The sequence below is a fragment of the Barnesiella sp. ET7 genome, from assembly GCF_024733785.1.
GTDB classification, from domain to species: Bacteria; Bacteroidota; Bacteroidia; order Bacteroidales; family Barnesiellaceae; genus Barnesiella; species Barnesiella merdigallinarum.
Map to the genome: position 1 here is coordinate 322,524 of NZ_JANRHM010000001.1, position 14,530 is coordinate 337,053.

The following is a 14,530-nucleotide window of genomic DNA, read 5'->3' on the forward strand; positions in this document are numbered from 1 at the left end:
CTATTTTGGCAAGCCGACTTTGCAATTTATAGTGAGATTGTGGAGTTTACATCCGATTTTAACATTCTTTCAACTCTCTCTGTTCTCTCGATTTTCATCCCCTTCTCCCACCCGACGGGGCTTTGCGAGACACTCCATTCAACCGGGAGAGCCTCTCTCAAGGAGAAACAAAAAAAGAGAGAGGCTGCCATTCAGCAACCTCTCCCCCTATTGTGTTTTGTTCTCTTGTGCAGTAATTACTCAGCCGGCGAAATAGTAGCGGCACGGTCGAGGATATAAGAACCGAAGCGATCGAGTTTGGCATCGCTGGTCTTTTGCTCCAGTTGGTCGGGATTTACACCGTAAGAAACCAAAGCATCGTAAACTCTTTCGGCACGAGCCTTGCGCAGTTTGGCATTGAAGGCAGCCGTACCCGTTTCGCTGTCGGCATAACCGGTGATGACATATTTCTTGCCTTCGTTAGCCTTGATGGCTTTCGCTACGGCTCTCAACACTACGCGGTCTTTCGATTGCAGTTCCGAGCTGTTGATGTTGTAGTAAACCGTAACTACGGGAGCAGGTTCTTCAACCACTTTCTCGGCCGGACGATTCTTGCACTCGGCCAATTGTTGCTCGAGGTTGGCAATCTTGCGGTTGGCATCGCGCAACTGAGCTACCAGAGCATCGCCTTCGGCATCGCTATATTTGCCTGCAACCGGTGCTACAACAGGAATCTCGGGCGACTTCCATCCACGATTTTTGAATTTGTAGGTTACACCTACCAAAGCCGAAAACGCTTTGCCGTGATTTCCTTCATTAGAAACGGTCGTTTCCAATACGTCGAAACGCAAATCGAGGTTGATGGCCCAAGCATCGCTCAAGCGGAAGCGGTTGAGCAAACCACCACGCATACCCATGTTGGCCCAACTGGGAATATCACCTTCGCCCGATATGCCTACAGGGACACTCATACCGACGTACAGGATAGGCGAATAAACGCGTTCGCGATAACCACAGAACAGACTCGCCAAGTCACCCATCACATCGAGACCGGGAACAATAAGGCCATACGATTGTTTATAATAGGTGTTGTCGAGCATCTCTCCACTGAGACCATTACCCCACAAAGCAGCACCTTTGATTCCGTAATAATCGGCGCCCAAACGCAAACCGATAATAGGTGAGAACCATTTCTCAACATTCAGTCCAAACACAGGGGCGATACGTTTGCCAAAAGAGGCATTACTATCAAAACGTCCCAAGCTAAAATCGGCTCCGCCCTCAAGCGAAATCATCCAATTGTCCTTAAAGCTATTCAAGACAATCTCTTTGGAAGATTCTGTTTTAGCTTCCTCCTGGGGAGCTGCTGCAAGCATTGCCGGCGTTGCTACTCCAGTAGCCATAAGCAAAACCGCAAATACAGTCTTCTTCATACTTTTTCCTTTTTTTAATTAAAACTACTTTAATATCGGCAATCCGACCCTCTTCTTTCAAGGAATAGAGCAGATTGCGTCATAGACCCAACTAAATTTTCGGATAAAGGTACACGTTTTTTTTTACTCAGCAAACAATTTTTATTTAAATTTACAAGAAAATCGCTTCTCCGTATTCCAGAGAAGCGATTTCGGTCAAATATGGCAATAGTTTCAACCTTTATTTACCAATGTATGAAGCTATTTCGTGCGCAATATGATCGGGTGTAAAGCCCAATTTCTCGTCGAGCACCTTATAGGGAGCCGAATAACCGAAGCGGTCCAGCCCGTAAATCTTACCACCTGTACCCACAACCGGCAACAGCGTCGAGGGCAAACCGGCCGTCAACCCGAATACGGGCAAGCCGGCAGGGATTACAGCCTCGCGATACGACTGCGGCTGGTCGAGGAAGAGCCCGATCGAGGGCACCGATACGATTTGTACTCTTACTCCCTGACCGTGCAGTATCTCGCTCGCACCGACCAGAGTCGACACCTCTGAACCGTTGGCAACCAGCACCACATCGGGGTTCTCGTCGCGCATCAACACATAGGCGCCCTTCTCGGCCTGCAAGGCATCGGCATAACGGTTGCCCGTAGCCGAAGGCAGGTCGGGCACATCCTGCCGCGACAGAATCAAGGCCGTAGGCGTATCGTTGTTCTCCATCGCCAGCTTCCAGGCGACCAACGTCTCGGCACTGTCGGCCGGGCGCAACACCAATACGCTGTTCTTTCCGCTGTGGTTTTTCAGCTGTTCCAAAAGCCGGATTTGTGCCTCTTGCTCTACGGGCTCGTGAGTAGGCCCGTCTTCGCCCACCCGGAATGCGTCGTGTGTCCACACATACTTCACCGGCAGCTCCATCAGGGCAGCCATGCGCACGGCAGGTTTCATATAGTCCGAGAATACAAAGAAGGTACCGCAAGCGGCCTGCATGCCGCCGTGCAGCAAAATGCCGTTCATAATCGAAGCCATGGTGAGCTCGGCTACACCGGCGTGCAGGAAGGCACCTTTGAAATTTCCTTTCGAGAAAGCACCGGTCTTCTTCAAGAAGGCCTCGGTCTTGTCTGAATTGGCCAGGTCGGCCGACGAAACCACCATATTTTTCACCCGCTCGCCCAGATACGAGAGCACGTTGGCCGAAGCCGTACGGGTAGCCACATTGGGCTTGTACTCAATCGAAGCGAAATCGAGTTCGGGCAATTTGCCGGCATAGAAGTCGTGCAGCTCGGCAGCCAGTTCGGGATTCTCCTTCTCCCAGGCGGCCTGCACGGCCTTGCGCTCGGCCACAATCTTTTTCAGTTCCTCGGCCCGACGGGCATACAGGTCGGCTACCTCGGGGAATATCACGAACGGATTCTCTACGTTTCCGCCCAAATTTTCAACCGTCTTTTCGTACGAAGCGCCCGATTTGCTCAAGGGTTGCCCGTGCGTAGAATATTTACCTTCGAACTTCTCGCCTGTAGCCGTCACGCAGCCACGGCCCATGATGGTCTTGCCAATGATGAGCGTGGGGCGTTCGGTCTCGCGGTTGGCCAGAGCCAAGGCATCGCGAATGGCCGCAGGGTCGCACCCGTCTATCTCGATGACATTCCAGTTCCACGCCCGATATTTGGCAGCCGTATCTTCGTCGGTCACCGCATCGGTATCGGTCGAGAGCTGCACGTCGTTGCTGTCGAAAAACATAATCAGGTTGTGCAACCCCAGGAACCCGGCTACACGACCGGCTCCCTGCGAAATCTCTTCCTGTATACCACCGTCGGAGATAAACGCATAGATCTTATGGCTGCACCACTCGCCGAAACGAGCAGCCATGAAGCGCTCGGCAATCGCTGCGCCCACAGCCATCGTGTGCCCCTGCCCCAGCGGACCCGAGGTATTTTCGATACCATGTTTCACATCGACTTCGGGGTGCCCCGGCGTAATGCTGCCCCACTGGCGGAACGATTTCAAATCGTCCATCGTATAGAAACCCGCCATCGCCAGCACGCTGTACAACATAGGGGACATGTGCCCGGGATCCAGGAAGAAACGGTCCCGATTGATCCATTGCGGATCCTCAGGATCATACACCAGAAACTCGGAATACAACACATTGGTAAAATCGGCACCACCCATGGCTCCGCCGGGGTGTCCCGATTTGGCCTTTTCAACCATTGCTGCCGTCAATACTCTTATATTGTCAGCCGCTCTGTTCAACAAGCTCGTATCGTTCATGGAATTTTTTTTACAAAAATAATACAATTCGCGAGTATAAACCTACAAAAACAGACAAAAGTTCTCAAAAAGAAAAAGAGAGCGAGGCTCCGGCCCCACTCTCTTTTATCTATATATTTATGCGATAGACAAATAGTCGATCAATCTTCGGTAGGAATATCGGTATTGACATTCTTGCAACCGATCAGGCCATAGTACAGCAGGTATGCCAACATGGCAATTACCAGCCAATAGCTGGCCAGATAGCCGAAGCTACCCGAGAGCATGTTCTGGATAAACGGCATCACACCGCCACCCACTACCATGGCCATGAAGATACCCGAAGCCTTGGCCGTGTATTTGCCCAGACCTTCGACTGCGAGGTTGAAGATACCACCCCACATCACCGAGGTGCACAGACCGCAGAGTACCAGGAAGAGGGCACTCAGGGGAACCTTGGGCGTTTCGAGCGATTTCATCACCGACTCGGGAGTCATCTTCTCCGTAGCCAAGGCTGCGGCATTTTGCTCCAGGAATTCGGCAGAGGGATTGGCCACGAAAGCCTCGGCCTCGGCAGCCGGGATACCGGCATTCTCCAGAAGCTCGACGGTCTTTTTGGCCGGGTCGTATACAAACTTCGGTACATCGAAACCTACGGTTTTGGGCGTGAAGATGGCAATCAACGTGAGGACAATGGCTACCGACGAAACGGCTATCAACTGAGCGCGGGTCGAAACCTTGCCGCTGATCAAGCTACTCAAGAAACGGCCTACCAGCATCAGCAACCAGTAGATGGCCACGATGGCACCACCGATGGCGGCCCCGTTCACCAGAATACCGGCACCCTTGGCACTCGTATCGGCCATGAAGAAGTTCAACTGAGCGGGGATACCTACCTCGATACCTACATAGAGGAAGATGGCAATCACACCCAGCAACGTGTGACGGAAGGCCAGCGGGCTATGCTCGAATTTCTCTTGGGGCTCACCCTTCTTGGCCAGGTGAGGTTCAGGGATGGCAATCGCCGAGATGATAATGAACGAAACGGCAAACACGGCCATGGCGATGAAGAGCAGCGGAGTCACGTCGCTCATGGCGGTCTTGTCGGTTACCGAACCGATGAGCACACCCACGAAGAGCGGGGTAAGCGTAGCGGCCAGCGAGTTGAGGGTACCACCGGTTTGAATCAACTGGTTACCTTTGTTACCGCCACCACCGAGCAGGTTCAGCATGGGGTTTACCACGGTGTTGAGCATACATACGCAGAAACCGCAGATGAAGGCACCCAACAGATAGATAATCAGGTTCAGATACACCTCTTGTCCCCCTACGGAGAAGAGAGCCGTATCGGCACCGACAACACTCGACAAATACTGAATAAAGAGGCCCACGAAACCTACGGCCATAGCCGTAAGAGCTGTTTTCTTGTAACCGATTTTCACCAGCATCGTACCCGCAGGTACACCCATAAACAGATAGGCCAAAAAGTTCATCATGTTACCCATCATGCCGGCCCACGAATACTGGTTACCCCAGATAAGTCCAAACGGTGCCGCCAGATTAGTGACGAAAGCAATCATTGCAAACAGGAACATCATTGCGATAATGGCAATAATTTTCCCCTTGTTTTTCTGATCTGTACTCATTTTATAAGATTTTAATTTTAATGTATTTAGAATAATATAAATGTCTCTATTGATATATGTGTGTGTCTATTCACGTGAATTCTTTTTCGGCCTTCTGTTTTTCTGGAAAACTTAAAATTAAGGACAAAAGTAATGCTTATTATTCAGCTACGAACACAACAAATATATGTTCTTAAACATAAATTTCATGGTCAAACACTCTTTCAAGCAGACGAGCGGGCCTGCTCAATAGACCCGCTCGCCGAATATCGAAGTACCTATGCGCACCAGCGTACTGCCATGCCGCAGAGCCAGCCGGTAGTCGTGCGACATACCCATCGACAACTCGGTAAAGGCTGCAGCGTCGACCGTACCCGAGGCCCTCAGTTCGTCAAACAGACTCTTCAGCTCGCCGAACTCCCGGTCTACCTCGGCCTCGTCGTCGGTGAGCGTGGCCATACCCATGAGACCGCACACCCGCACATGCGGATACCGCTCCAGGGGCTTCCCGCTCAGCCACTCGCGGCACGACTCGGGGGTGAATCCATACTTGCTCTCCTCGCGGGCCACATGTATCTCGAGCAGACAATCGACCACCCGGCCGCACTTGGTTGCCTCGCTGTCGATCACGCCCAGCAGCTTCTCGCTGTCGACACTGTGAATGAGGGAGATGAAGGGGACGATATATTTCACCTTGTTGGTTTGCAGGTGGCCTATGAAGTGCCACTCGATATCCTTGGGCAGCGCCTCGTACTTGCCCACGAGCTCCTGCACCCGGCTCTCGCCAAAGATGCGTTGTCCCGACTCGTAGGCCTCCATCAGGGCCTCGGCGGGGTGAAACTTCGACACGGCCACCAGGCGGGTACCCGCCGGCAGCTCCTGTCGTATGTTGGCTATATGTTGCGCGATTTCGTTCATCACTCTTTCGGTCGGTCCTCCTCCTGCGTCTTGCCTTCGGGATTAAACGGATAGACATCCATGAGCGGGGTCTCGGCAATCGACACGATTACCCAGTCGGCCATGGTGCCCTTCATGCCGGCATTCAGATTCTTGAGTGCGGTCTCAAAGTCGGCAGCCTGCACCAGCATGTACGATGCGGTGCGTTTCTCCATGCCGCTCTTCTCGTCGAGGGTGATGAAATTGATTTTACACTTGTACCAGCGGTCGCCCGTCTCGTCGAAGAAGAGCTCGCTGAAGTTGGCCCGCTTCACGGCCGACACCGAAAACTCGCCCGAGATAAAGGGCGACACCTCTTCGATGATGCGCGCCTCGGCCTCGGTAAAGGAGAGGGCATCGACCAGATAGGGTTCCGTTACTTTCTTCTGCATGCCGTTTTCCAGCATCTTGTCATATTTGACTCTGCATTCAAACCAGTTTGCCATACGTTTCTATTCAAAAAAAGGAGGTGCTGCGCACCCCCGGTGGTTCGTTATATCGGTTAATATTCTATTTTGTCGCTTTTGTTCTCCCACTTCTCGAAAGCCTTGATGGCCTCGTCGTGCATGAGGGGGATGGCCTTCAAGTGCCGCTCATCCATCGGCAGAGCCAACTCGTCGTAAATAAACGAGTCGTCGAACCCGATAGCCTTGGCATCGGCCTTGGTGTTGCCGTAATAGACCTTGTCGAGGTGCGCCCAATAGATGGCCCCCAGACACATGGGGCAGGGCTCGCACGAGGTGTATATCTCGCACCCGCTCAGGTCGAAGGTACCCAGCACGCGGGCCGCCTCGCGAATGGCATTCACCTCGGCATGAGCCGTAGGGTCGTTCGAGGCCGTCACCCGGTTGGCTCCCCGGGCGATTATCCGGCCATCCTTCACGATTACGGCTCCGAAGGGACCGCCGCCGTGGTCGATATTGTCGAGCGAAAGGGCTATGGCCTCGCGCATAAAGGTATCTTTTTTACACATATCTTCTCTATTAAAAACTCAAACATGCGGTGCCGGTTGCCCGACAGTCCGCCTCAAGGGTACATCTTCCCTCTTGGGTATACAAAGATACGAATCAAATCGGGAGAAACAAAAGAACTCCCGCCGAAAAAGAGCCGCCCGCCTCCGATTTCAATCGGCATCGGCCGCCTCCTTCAGACTACGGTTCACCTGGTCGATATAGTCGAGCAGCTCGTCGCGCCCGCTCCCCCGCTCCGACGAGGTGGCGAAGACCGGGGGCAACTCCTCCCACGTCTCGAGCAGTACCTGTTTGTAGTGCTCGATGGCCGACTTGAGGGCCACGGGCCCCACCTTGTCGGTCTTGGTGAAGACCAGGGCAAAGGGCACGCCGTTCTCGCCCAACCAGTGTATGAAGTCGAGGTCTATCTGTTGCGGCTTGTGGCGGCAGTCGAGCAGCACAAACAGGCAGGTGAGTTCCTGACGATGGAGGGCATACCCCTCGATCATCTTGCGCAGTGCCTCGCGGCTCTCCTTGCCCCGGCGGGCATAGCCGTAGCCGGGCAGGTCGACCAGATACCAGCTGTTGTCGATGAGAAAGTGGTTGATGAGCATCGTCTTTCCCGGCGTGGCCGAGGTCATGGCCAACCCCTTCTGCCGGGTGAGCATGTTGATGAGCGACGACTTCCCCACATTGGAGCGCCCGATAAAGGCATACTCGGGCAACCGATGCGACGGGCAATCCTGCACCCGACTGCTGCTCACCACAAACTTGGCGTTTTTTATCTCCATATCAATCTCTTTTTTCAGATGTTCAGGGAGGACAAATATACTGACTTTTTCCGGATTTCCTACTTTCGTCCCCGGTTTGTACGTTGAGAACGACCGGCAACACGCTCAATCTCAACCCGTCGCACAGCATACCGGGTGGATACCGCATCGAGGTGCGGTATGACCAGTACGTCACCCTGCGCTGCGACGCGGGGCCCAGAGTGGGACGTAAAAGGAATGGATTTGGCGGACACTCCTGCCTGATCTTTTCATGGATTCCGCATCGGGGTGCGGTATGACCGCGTGTCACCCCGCGCTGCGACGCGGGGTCCAGTAGAAAGGATCGATAAAGTTGAAAAACAACTTTTCTCGTTTGCCTTTCCCCCTCACCTTTCACTATCTTTACATAAGACAGGATGCGTCTCGGGATAAAAAATATCTGAAACAAGTTTCGATATTTTATTCTCCCCTCACCTTTCACTATCTTTTCAGAAGAAAGGATACGTCTCAGCATAAAAATCAAGCGAGCTTGTTTTTCTGCTTTCGACTTTCACTATCTTTGCATACTGCGAAAATAGGAGTCGGTTCGGCAAAAAGCTCAAGTAAACTTGGCTTTCTGCTCTCACCTTTCACTATCTTTGCACCACGGCTTTGCGGAGGGGCGGAAGTGCCGCACCTCGTCGGGAGCCGCGAAAGGGAAACTATTCGTATGGATCAACAATACTCTTCGGTTCTGCTCGAAAATGCAGTGAGCGAGTTTGCCAAGCTGCCGGGCATCGGCCGCAAAACGGCGCTGCGCCTGGTGCTCTACCTGCTGCGGCAGGAGGAGGGCGAGGCCGAGAAATTCGGGAATACCATCATCAAGCTGTGCAAGGAGATCAAGCACTGCCACGTGTGCCACAACATATCGGACACCGACACCTGCGCCATCTGCAGCGACCCGTCGCGCGACGCCTCGACGATATGCGTGGTCGAGAATGTAAAGGAGGTGATGGTGGTCGAAAATACCCGTCAGTTCCACGGGCTATACCATGTGCTGGGGGGTGTCATCTCGCCCATGGACGGCATCGGGCCGGCCGACCTCGAAATAGAGAGTCTCGTCGACCGTGTGGCGGCCGGCGGTATCAAGGAGGTGATTCTGGCCCTGAGCGCCACGATGGAGGGCGACACGACCAACTTCTACATCTTCCGCAAACTGGCTCCCTTCGACGTGAAAATCACCATCATCGCCCGGGGCGTATCGGTGGGCGGCGAGCTGGAGTATACCGACGAAATCACACTGGGCCGCTCCATTCTCAACCGCACGCTCTTCAGCGAAAGTTTCAAGGGATAGCGCACACTATTTCGGGCGGGGTATCGTTATACATTATATAAAATAGAGGAGTCGCATTCTGTGGTAAAAATCAGCATCGTCATCGTCAACTACCGGGTGAAATACTTTCTGGAGCAGGCGCTCCGGTCGGTACGGGCTGCCCTGACGGCTCACCCCATGGAGGCCGAAATCTTCGTGGTCGACAACCACTCGCAGGACGACTCGCTCGACTACCTCGCCCCCCGATTCCCCGAGGTGCGATTCATCGCCAATACCGAAAACGTGGGATTCGCCCGAGCCAACAACCAGGCCATGGAGCTGGCTACGGGGCAGTACGTCCTGCTGCTCAACCCCGATACCGTCGTTGCCGAAGATACGCTGCACGAGGTGTGCCAGTTCATGGACTCGCACCCCGATGCCGGCGGTGTGGGGGTGAAGATGCTCGACGGCAACGGCCGTTTCTTGCCCGAGTCGAAACGGGGATTCCCCACGCCGTGGGTCTCGTTCTGCAAGATTTTCGGGCTGTCGGCCCTCTTCCCCCATTCGCGCCTCTTCGGCCGCTATCACCTGAAATACCTCTCGCCCGACGAGTGTCACCAAATCGACATCCTGTCGGGGGCCTTCATGTTCATGCGCCGGGCCACGCTCGACAAGAGCGGTCTGCTCGACGAGAGCTTCTTCATGTATGGCGAGGACATCGACCTCTCCTACCGGCTGGTACTGGCGGGGTACCACAACTACTACCTGCCCACGCCCATCATCCACTACAAAGGCGAGAGCACCAAGAAGGGGAGCCTGCGCTACGTGCGCATCTTCTACGAGGCGATGCTCATCTTCTTCGAGAAGCACTACCCGCATTACAGCAAGGGGTACTACCTGGCGGTGAAGTTCTCGATCTTCTTCCGGGCCCTGCTGGCCGCCGCCCACCGTATTGTGCTCCGCCCCTTCCGTCGCAGGCAGGGCGAGGGCGACAAGCGCGAACGGGGCGAATGGTATATCCTCTCCCGTGAGTCCGATCGTGTAGCCGGCCTCATACCCGGCACTCCCCGCGCCACAACCATAGAGTCGATGCAACAACTGCCGGCCCCCCGCAAAGGGTCGCCCCTGCGCTACATCGTGCTCGACTCGGGGCTGCTCACCTATCGCCAGATTATCGACATCGTGCAACAGGGGTGCCACGACCGCAACCGATTCCTCATCTACAACCCGCAAGCGCAAGTCATTGTCTCACCCAAAGAAATTCATTCCCGGCCATGAACTACCTCACAGGAAAACAGATTGCCCTACGGGCTCTCGAACCCGAAGACCTCGACATCCTCTACCGCTGGGAAAACGATACCACGCTGTGGCAGCATGGCTGCACCGTAGCGCCGTTGTCGCGCTACCTGCTCAAATGCTATATTGAGAATTACACGGCCGACATCGCCCGCGACAACCAGCTGCGACTGATGATTGTACGGCGCGACAGCCTCGAGCGGGTGGGACTCATCGACTGCTTCGACTACGACGCCTCCAACCGGCGGGCCGCCATCGGACTGCTCGTCGACCCGGCCTGCACCCGCCAGGGGTTGGGCCGCGATGCGCTCGAAACCTTCATGGAGTATGCCTTCCGATTTCTGCATCTGCACCAGCTCTATGTGCATATTGCCGTGTGCAACACGGCCAGCCTGGGGCTCTTCCGCGCCTGCGGATTCAGGGAGTGCGGCCACCTGGCCGACTGGGTGCGGCTGCCTCACGGCTATACCGATGCCCTCGTATTCCAGAAAATCAATCCCGCAGAAAACGACTAATTGAGCGACGGCTCTTGCGGCGAGTTGAGCCACAACAGATACCCCTCGCCCATGCTGCGCACCGTCTCGCGCCAGAAAGTATCGTCGGTCGCCGCCAGACAACTGGCTGCCGACTGCATGGTAGTGACCGCCCACGACTCTTGCCGCAGCTCGCCGTCGAGCTGGCCGGGCGACCAACCGCTGTAACCGATGAGGAATTTCACGTGGCGGCACACACTCTCGTCGCTGCGCATGAAGTCGAGCAGCATGTCGAAATCGCCATTGGCAAACAACCCCGGCGCCACCTCGACCGCCCCGGGCAGCGAGGCGATGTCGTGCAGGAAAAACAGGTGGTCGGTACCCACCGGACCACCGCAATAGACCGGTATCGAAGGGATGTGTCCCACCCCCTCGAGCAATTCGTCCAAATGGTATTGTGTAGGGCTGTTGAGCACGAATCCCACGGCCCCCTTTTCGGAATATTCGGCCAGACAGATGACAGCCCGGCGGAAACACCCCTCGTCGAGAAAGGGCTCGGCTACCAGCAGAGCTCCCCGATGAGGCTCAATCAGCTGTCGGCGTATATGTAACGACTCGATGTGCATATCTCCTCCTGTTTGTATCTCTACAAACTTACAAAAAAGTGGCGGAATTTGAAACACCCGAGACGATTTTCGTCTCCTCATCGGACAAAACGCTATGTAGAACAGGTATAAATTAAAGATTATGACACCCAAAACGATATAACCTAACTCAAAACACTCTATATTTGCACTGTTTTTATCACACTTTGTAATGAACGAGACCGAACAAATAAGCGACATCGACCGGGAGAAAAAAGCGGCCCGGGTCACTTGGGTGGGATTCTTTACCAACCTCATACTCTCGGCTGCCAAAATCGTGGCCGGCGTAGTGGGCCGAAGCAGCGCCATGGTGGCCGACGGTATCCACTCGCTCTCCGACTTTGTGACCGACTTTATCGTCATCATCTTCATCAAGATTTCGGCCAAGAACGAAGACAGCGACCACCCCTACGGCCACGGCAAGTTCGAGACCTTTGCCACCATGCTCATCAGCTTTGCCCTCTTCATCGTGGCCATCGGCATCTTCTACTCGGGCAGTGTGAAGATATACGAGGTGCTCAACGGGCGCACCATCGAACGGCCCACCTACCTGGCCCTCGTCATGGCTGCCGTATCGATTGTGGTGAAAGAGGGGCTCTACTGGTATACCATCATCATCGGGCGCAAAATCGAGAACCCGGCCGTCATTGCCAACGGCTGGCACCACCGGTCCGACGCCTTTTCGTCGATAGGTACCCTCATCGGCATCTCGGGCGCCATGTTCCTGGGCGAACGCTGGCGCATACTCGACCCCATCACCTCGGTTATCGTGGGCATATTCATCATTGGCGTGGCCTACAAGCTGGCCCGTCCCAGCATACAGGAGCTGCTCGAAATGTCGCTTCCCCAGGAGATCGAGCAAAACATCGAGCAGAAGATACAGGCAACCCCCGGGGTCATCACCTTCCACCACCTGCGCACCCGCAAGAACGGCAACGCCTTCATCATCGACATGCACATCAAGGTCGATGCCCGTTCGTCGATTGTCGAGGCTCACGACATCGCCACCCACGTAGAGAACAACCTCAAGGCCGCCTTTGGCAAACACACCCAGGTAAACGTGCACATCGAGCCCTACCAGCCTAAAGCCTGAGCAGCCCCCTGTGGTTACCACCGCAAGCGGGGAGGCACACAGCCGCCACACGCCACACGGTCAGAGCAGCCCCAGGTCCTTGGCCACGCGGCACGCTTCGATTGAGTTGCGCACCTGCAACTTGGCCAGAATCTCCTGCCGATGCCGGCTCACGGTGTGGATGCTGATTGAGAGTGTATCGGCTATCTGCTTACTTATCAACCCCTTGTCAATCAGCCGAAGTACCTGAATCTCGCGGTCGGACAAAATCTTGGACTCGCCGCGCGCCCCCAGCTCGACCACGGCCCCCGTGACCGTATCGACCAGATGGCCCCCGCCCGGCCAGTCGAACGACAGCGGACCATACAGGCACAACGCCAGCCACAGCGAGTTGTTGAACGGGTCGGACACATAAAACATGCGGTGGCACACCCACAGACAATCGCCCGAGGGCGACCGCATGCGCAACTTGCTCACCAGGCAACAGTGCTGGCGCCTCTCCCTGGGCAGGCGCTTCACGAAGTTGAAGAAACGCAACTCCTGCAAATACTTGTCATACAAGTCCTCGCGAGGAATCAACCCCAATATGTTCTCCTCCCAAATCGAGGCTATCGACTCTTCGGTGCCGGGGCGCTTCAGATTGAGCGTCCTGGCGAATCCGCCATAATAGAGGTAGCTCACGTTGGCGTGCATGTCGCTCAAAACCGACACCGTCCCCTCCATCAGGCTGTAGCTGCGAGCCACCCTCTTGTAGCGCTCCAGCTCGTCGAGGTAACGGCGCCCCTTGGCACTGTCCTGCTTCAGAAACAGACTGTTAAGTTTACCGACTATATCCACGATAGAAAATGGTTATTTATAATCATTGTATATTCTATTTCAGCTCTATACATTTGCAAATATAAAAAAAGTAATGGTTATTTACTACTTATAGACATATACAAATGAAACGCTCAATTCTGTTAACCCTTGCCGTGCTGCTGGCAGCCGCCACGGGCATGGCCCAATCGTTAGAAAAAATGCAATGGTTCAACGAACCCGAACAATGGGAAATCAAAGACAACACCCTCGCCATGTTTGTAACCCCCAAGACCGACTACTGGCGCATCTCGCACTACGGCTTCACCGTCGACGATGCCCCCTTCTACTACGCCACCTACGGCGGTGAGTTCGAAGTGAAAGTCAAAGTCACCGGCGACTACAAGACCCGATTCGACCAGGCCGGCATCATGCTGCGCATCGACCACGAAAACTACATCAAGGCCGGCATCGAGTTCGTCGACGGCAAATTCAACCTCAGCACCGTGGTTACCCACCACACCTCCGACTGGAGCGTTATCACCCTCGACAAGGCCGTGCCCTACATCTGGATCAAGGCCGTGCGCCGTCTCGATGCCGTCGAGGTGTTCTACTCGTTCGACGACAAGGAGTACACCCTCATGCGCAACGCCTGGCTGCAAGACAACACCCCCGTTCAGGTGGGCGTGATGGGCGCCAGCCCCGACGGCGACGGATTCCGCGCCACCTTCGAGCACTTCAAGGTAAAACACCTGCCCGACATGCGCCGCCTCGAATGGCTGAAAAAGAACAGTGCCCAATAAGGGACAAGTTGCTATACGTCCCAATCCCGCGATGCTCTCACCCTCCCTCCCGACGAGCTCGCGGGATTTTCTTTTTCCGTCCCTTCCCCGCCGGCATGCCGCGCCACAACGTGGTGGCGTTCGTCATGCCACGCCACGATGCGGAATCCAGAGAGAATCTAACTCAACAGGTTTTATTCTCGATAATTAAAAATCAAATATATATAGATTTTTTCATCAGAATTTTGTAT

Annotated in this window: 14 protein-coding genes; 5 read left to right on the forward strand and 9 right to left on the reverse strand. The window is 54.7% G+C overall.

The window, feature by feature from the left end; all coding sequences use genetic code 11:
- Positions 1-236: 236 nt before the first annotated feature.
- From NW211_RS01210 to yihA, 7 genes are all read right to left on the reverse strand, one after another.
- Positions 237-1,412, reverse strand: coding sequence for an OmpA family protein (locus NW211_RS01210; protein ID WP_258326644.1), 1,176 nt, complete (start codon positions 1,410-1,412; stop codon positions 237-239).
- Between the two features lie 220 nt (positions 1,413-1,632).
- Positions 1,633-3,666 carry a transketolase gene (locus tag NW211_RS01215; protein ID WP_258326645.1) on the reverse strand — a complete coding sequence of 678 codons (2,034 nt, stop codon included), beginning with the start codon at positions 3,664-3,666 and terminating at the stop codon, positions 1,633-1,635.
- A 140-nt stretch (positions 3,667-3,806) separates the two neighbouring features.
- Positions 3,807-5,291, reverse strand: a complete 1,485-nt coding sequence (locus NW211_RS01220; RefSeq protein ID WP_087408272.1) for an MFS transporter — start codon at positions 5,289-5,291, stop codon at positions 3,807-3,809.
- A 225-nt stretch (positions 5,292-5,516) separates the two neighbouring features.
- Complete coding sequence (locus NW211_RS01225) at positions 5,517-6,188, reverse strand: YggS family pyridoxal phosphate-dependent enzyme (protein ID WP_258326646.1); 672 nt, start codon at positions 6,186-6,188, stop codon at positions 5,517-5,519.
- Positions 6,188-6,652: a DUF4494 domain-containing protein gene (locus NW211_RS01230; protein ID WP_087408274.1), complete on the reverse strand. Its 465-nt coding sequence runs from the start codon at positions 6,650-6,652 to the stop codon at positions 6,188-6,190. Before NW211_RS01230 ends, NW211_RS01225 begins: the two co-directional genes overlap by 1 nt.
- 56 nt (positions 6,653-6,708) lie before the next feature.
- Positions 6,709-7,179 carry a nucleoside deaminase gene (locus NW211_RS01235; RefSeq protein WP_258326647.1) on the reverse strand — a complete coding sequence of 157 codons (471 nt, stop codon included), beginning with the start codon at positions 7,177-7,179 and terminating at the stop codon, positions 6,709-6,711.
- Between the two features lie 150 nt (positions 7,180-7,329).
- Positions 7,330-7,947 carry a ribosome biogenesis GTP-binding protein YihA/YsxC gene (gene yihA, locus NW211_RS01240; RefSeq protein ID WP_258326648.1) on the reverse strand — a complete coding sequence of 206 codons (618 nt, stop codon included), beginning with the start codon at positions 7,945-7,947 and terminating at the stop codon, positions 7,330-7,332.
- Between the two features lie 688 nt (positions 7,948-8,635).
- Between yihA and recR the strand changes: the two genes are divergently transcribed.
- Genes recR through NW211_RS01255 form a run of 3 tightly spaced genes read left to right on the forward strand, consistent with a single transcriptional unit; the run spans position 8,636 to position 11,028 of the window.
- Positions 8,636-9,259 carry a recombination mediator RecR gene (gene recR, locus NW211_RS01245; RefSeq protein WP_087409033.1) on the forward strand — a complete coding sequence of 208 codons (624 nt, stop codon included), beginning with the start codon at positions 8,636-8,638 and terminating at the stop codon, positions 9,257-9,259.
- Positions 9,260-9,319: 60 nt separating this feature from the next.
- On the forward strand, positions 9,320-10,495 hold the full coding sequence (locus NW211_RS01250) for a glycosyltransferase family 2 protein (protein WP_258326649.1): 1,176 nt from the start codon (positions 9,320-9,322) through the stop codon (positions 10,493-10,495).
- Positions 10,492-11,028 (forward strand): GNAT family N-acetyltransferase, encoded by a 537-nt coding sequence (locus tag NW211_RS01255; RefSeq protein WP_087409031.1) that lies wholly within the window; start codon positions 10,492-10,494, stop codon positions 11,026-11,028. Before NW211_RS01250 ends, NW211_RS01255 begins: the two co-directional genes overlap by 4 nt.
- Here NW211_RS01255 and NW211_RS01260 read toward each other — a convergent pair.
- Entirely contained in the window at positions 11,025-11,612 is a 588-nt protein-coding gene (locus tag NW211_RS01260) for a YqgE/AlgH family protein (RefSeq protein WP_158096865.1), read from the reverse strand. The two genes, NW211_RS01255 and NW211_RS01260, sit on opposite strands and share 4 nt — an antisense overlap.
- 190 nt (positions 11,613-11,802) lie before the next feature.
- Between NW211_RS01260 and NW211_RS01265 the strand changes: the two genes are divergently transcribed.
- On the forward strand, positions 11,803-12,723 hold the full coding sequence (locus NW211_RS01265) for a cation diffusion facilitator family transporter (protein WP_258326650.1): 921 nt from the start codon (positions 11,803-11,805) through the stop codon (positions 12,721-12,723).
- Between the two features lie 60 nt (positions 12,724-12,783).
- Here the strand turns inward: NW211_RS01265 and NW211_RS01270 are convergent, their stop codons facing one another.
- The gene (locus tag NW211_RS01270; RefSeq protein WP_258326651.1) at positions 12,784-13,539 is read right to left on the reverse strand and encodes a response regulator transcription factor; all 756 of its coding nucleotides are present in this window, start codon (positions 13,537-13,539) and stop codon (positions 12,784-12,786) included.
- Between the two features lie 104 nt (positions 13,540-13,643).
- On the opposite strand from NW211_RS01270, the gene NW211_RS01275 reads away from it, so the two are divergent.
- Positions 13,644-14,300: a DUF1349 domain-containing protein gene (locus NW211_RS01275; protein ID WP_258326652.1), complete on the forward strand. Its 657-nt coding sequence runs from the start codon at positions 13,644-13,646 to the stop codon at positions 14,298-14,300.
- Positions 14,301-14,530: the final 230 nt, after the last annotated feature.

What these genes read in the sequence shown, in the direction of transcription:
- NW211_RS01265 (WP_258326650.1), top strand. Translation starts at nt 11,803, where the DNA reads ATGAACGAGACCGAACAAATAAGCGACATCGACCGGGAGAAAAAAGCG.
- NW211_RS01255 (WP_087409031.1), top strand. Translation starts at nt 10,492, where the DNA reads ATGAACTACCTCACAGGAAAACAGATTGCCCTACGGGCTCTCGAACCC.
- NW211_RS01275 (WP_258326652.1), top strand. Translation starts at nt 13,644, where the DNA reads ATGAAACGCTCAATTCTGTTAACCCTTGCCGTGCTGCTGGCAGCCGCC.
- NW211_RS01210 (WP_258326644.1), bottom strand. Translation starts at nt 1,412, where the DNA reads ATGAAGAAGACTGTATTTGCGGTTTTGCTTATGGCTACTGGAGTAGCA.
- NW211_RS01230 (WP_087408274.1), bottom strand. Translation starts at nt 6,652, where the DNA reads ATGGCAAACTGGTTTGAATGCAGAGTCAAATATGACAAGATGCTGGAA.
- NW211_RS01235 (WP_258326647.1), bottom strand. Translation starts at nt 7,179, where the DNA reads ATGTGTAAAAAAGATACCTTTATGCGCGAGGCCATAGCCCTTTCGCTC.
- NW211_RS01260 (WP_158096865.1), bottom strand. Translation starts at nt 11,612, where the DNA reads ATGCACATCGAGTCGTTACATATACGCCGACAGCTGATTGAGCCTCAT.
- NW211_RS01220 (WP_087408272.1), bottom strand. Translation starts at nt 5,291, where the DNA reads ATGAGTACAGATCAGAAAAACAAGGGGAAAATTATTGCCATTATCGCA.
- recR (WP_087409033.1), top strand. Translation starts at nt 8,636, where the DNA reads ATGGATCAACAATACTCTTCGGTTCTGCTCGAAAATGCAGTGAGCGAG.
- yihA (WP_258326648.1), bottom strand. Translation starts at nt 7,947, where the DNA reads ATGGAGATAAAAAACGCCAAGTTTGTGGTGAGCAGCAGTCGGGTGCAG.
- NW211_RS01225 (WP_258326646.1), bottom strand. Translation starts at nt 6,188, where the DNA reads ATGAACGAAATCGCGCAACATATAGCCAACATACGACAGGAGCTGCCG.
- NW211_RS01215 (WP_258326645.1), bottom strand. Translation starts at nt 3,666, where the DNA reads ATGAACGATACGAGCTTGTTGAACAGAGCGGCTGACAATATAAGAGTA.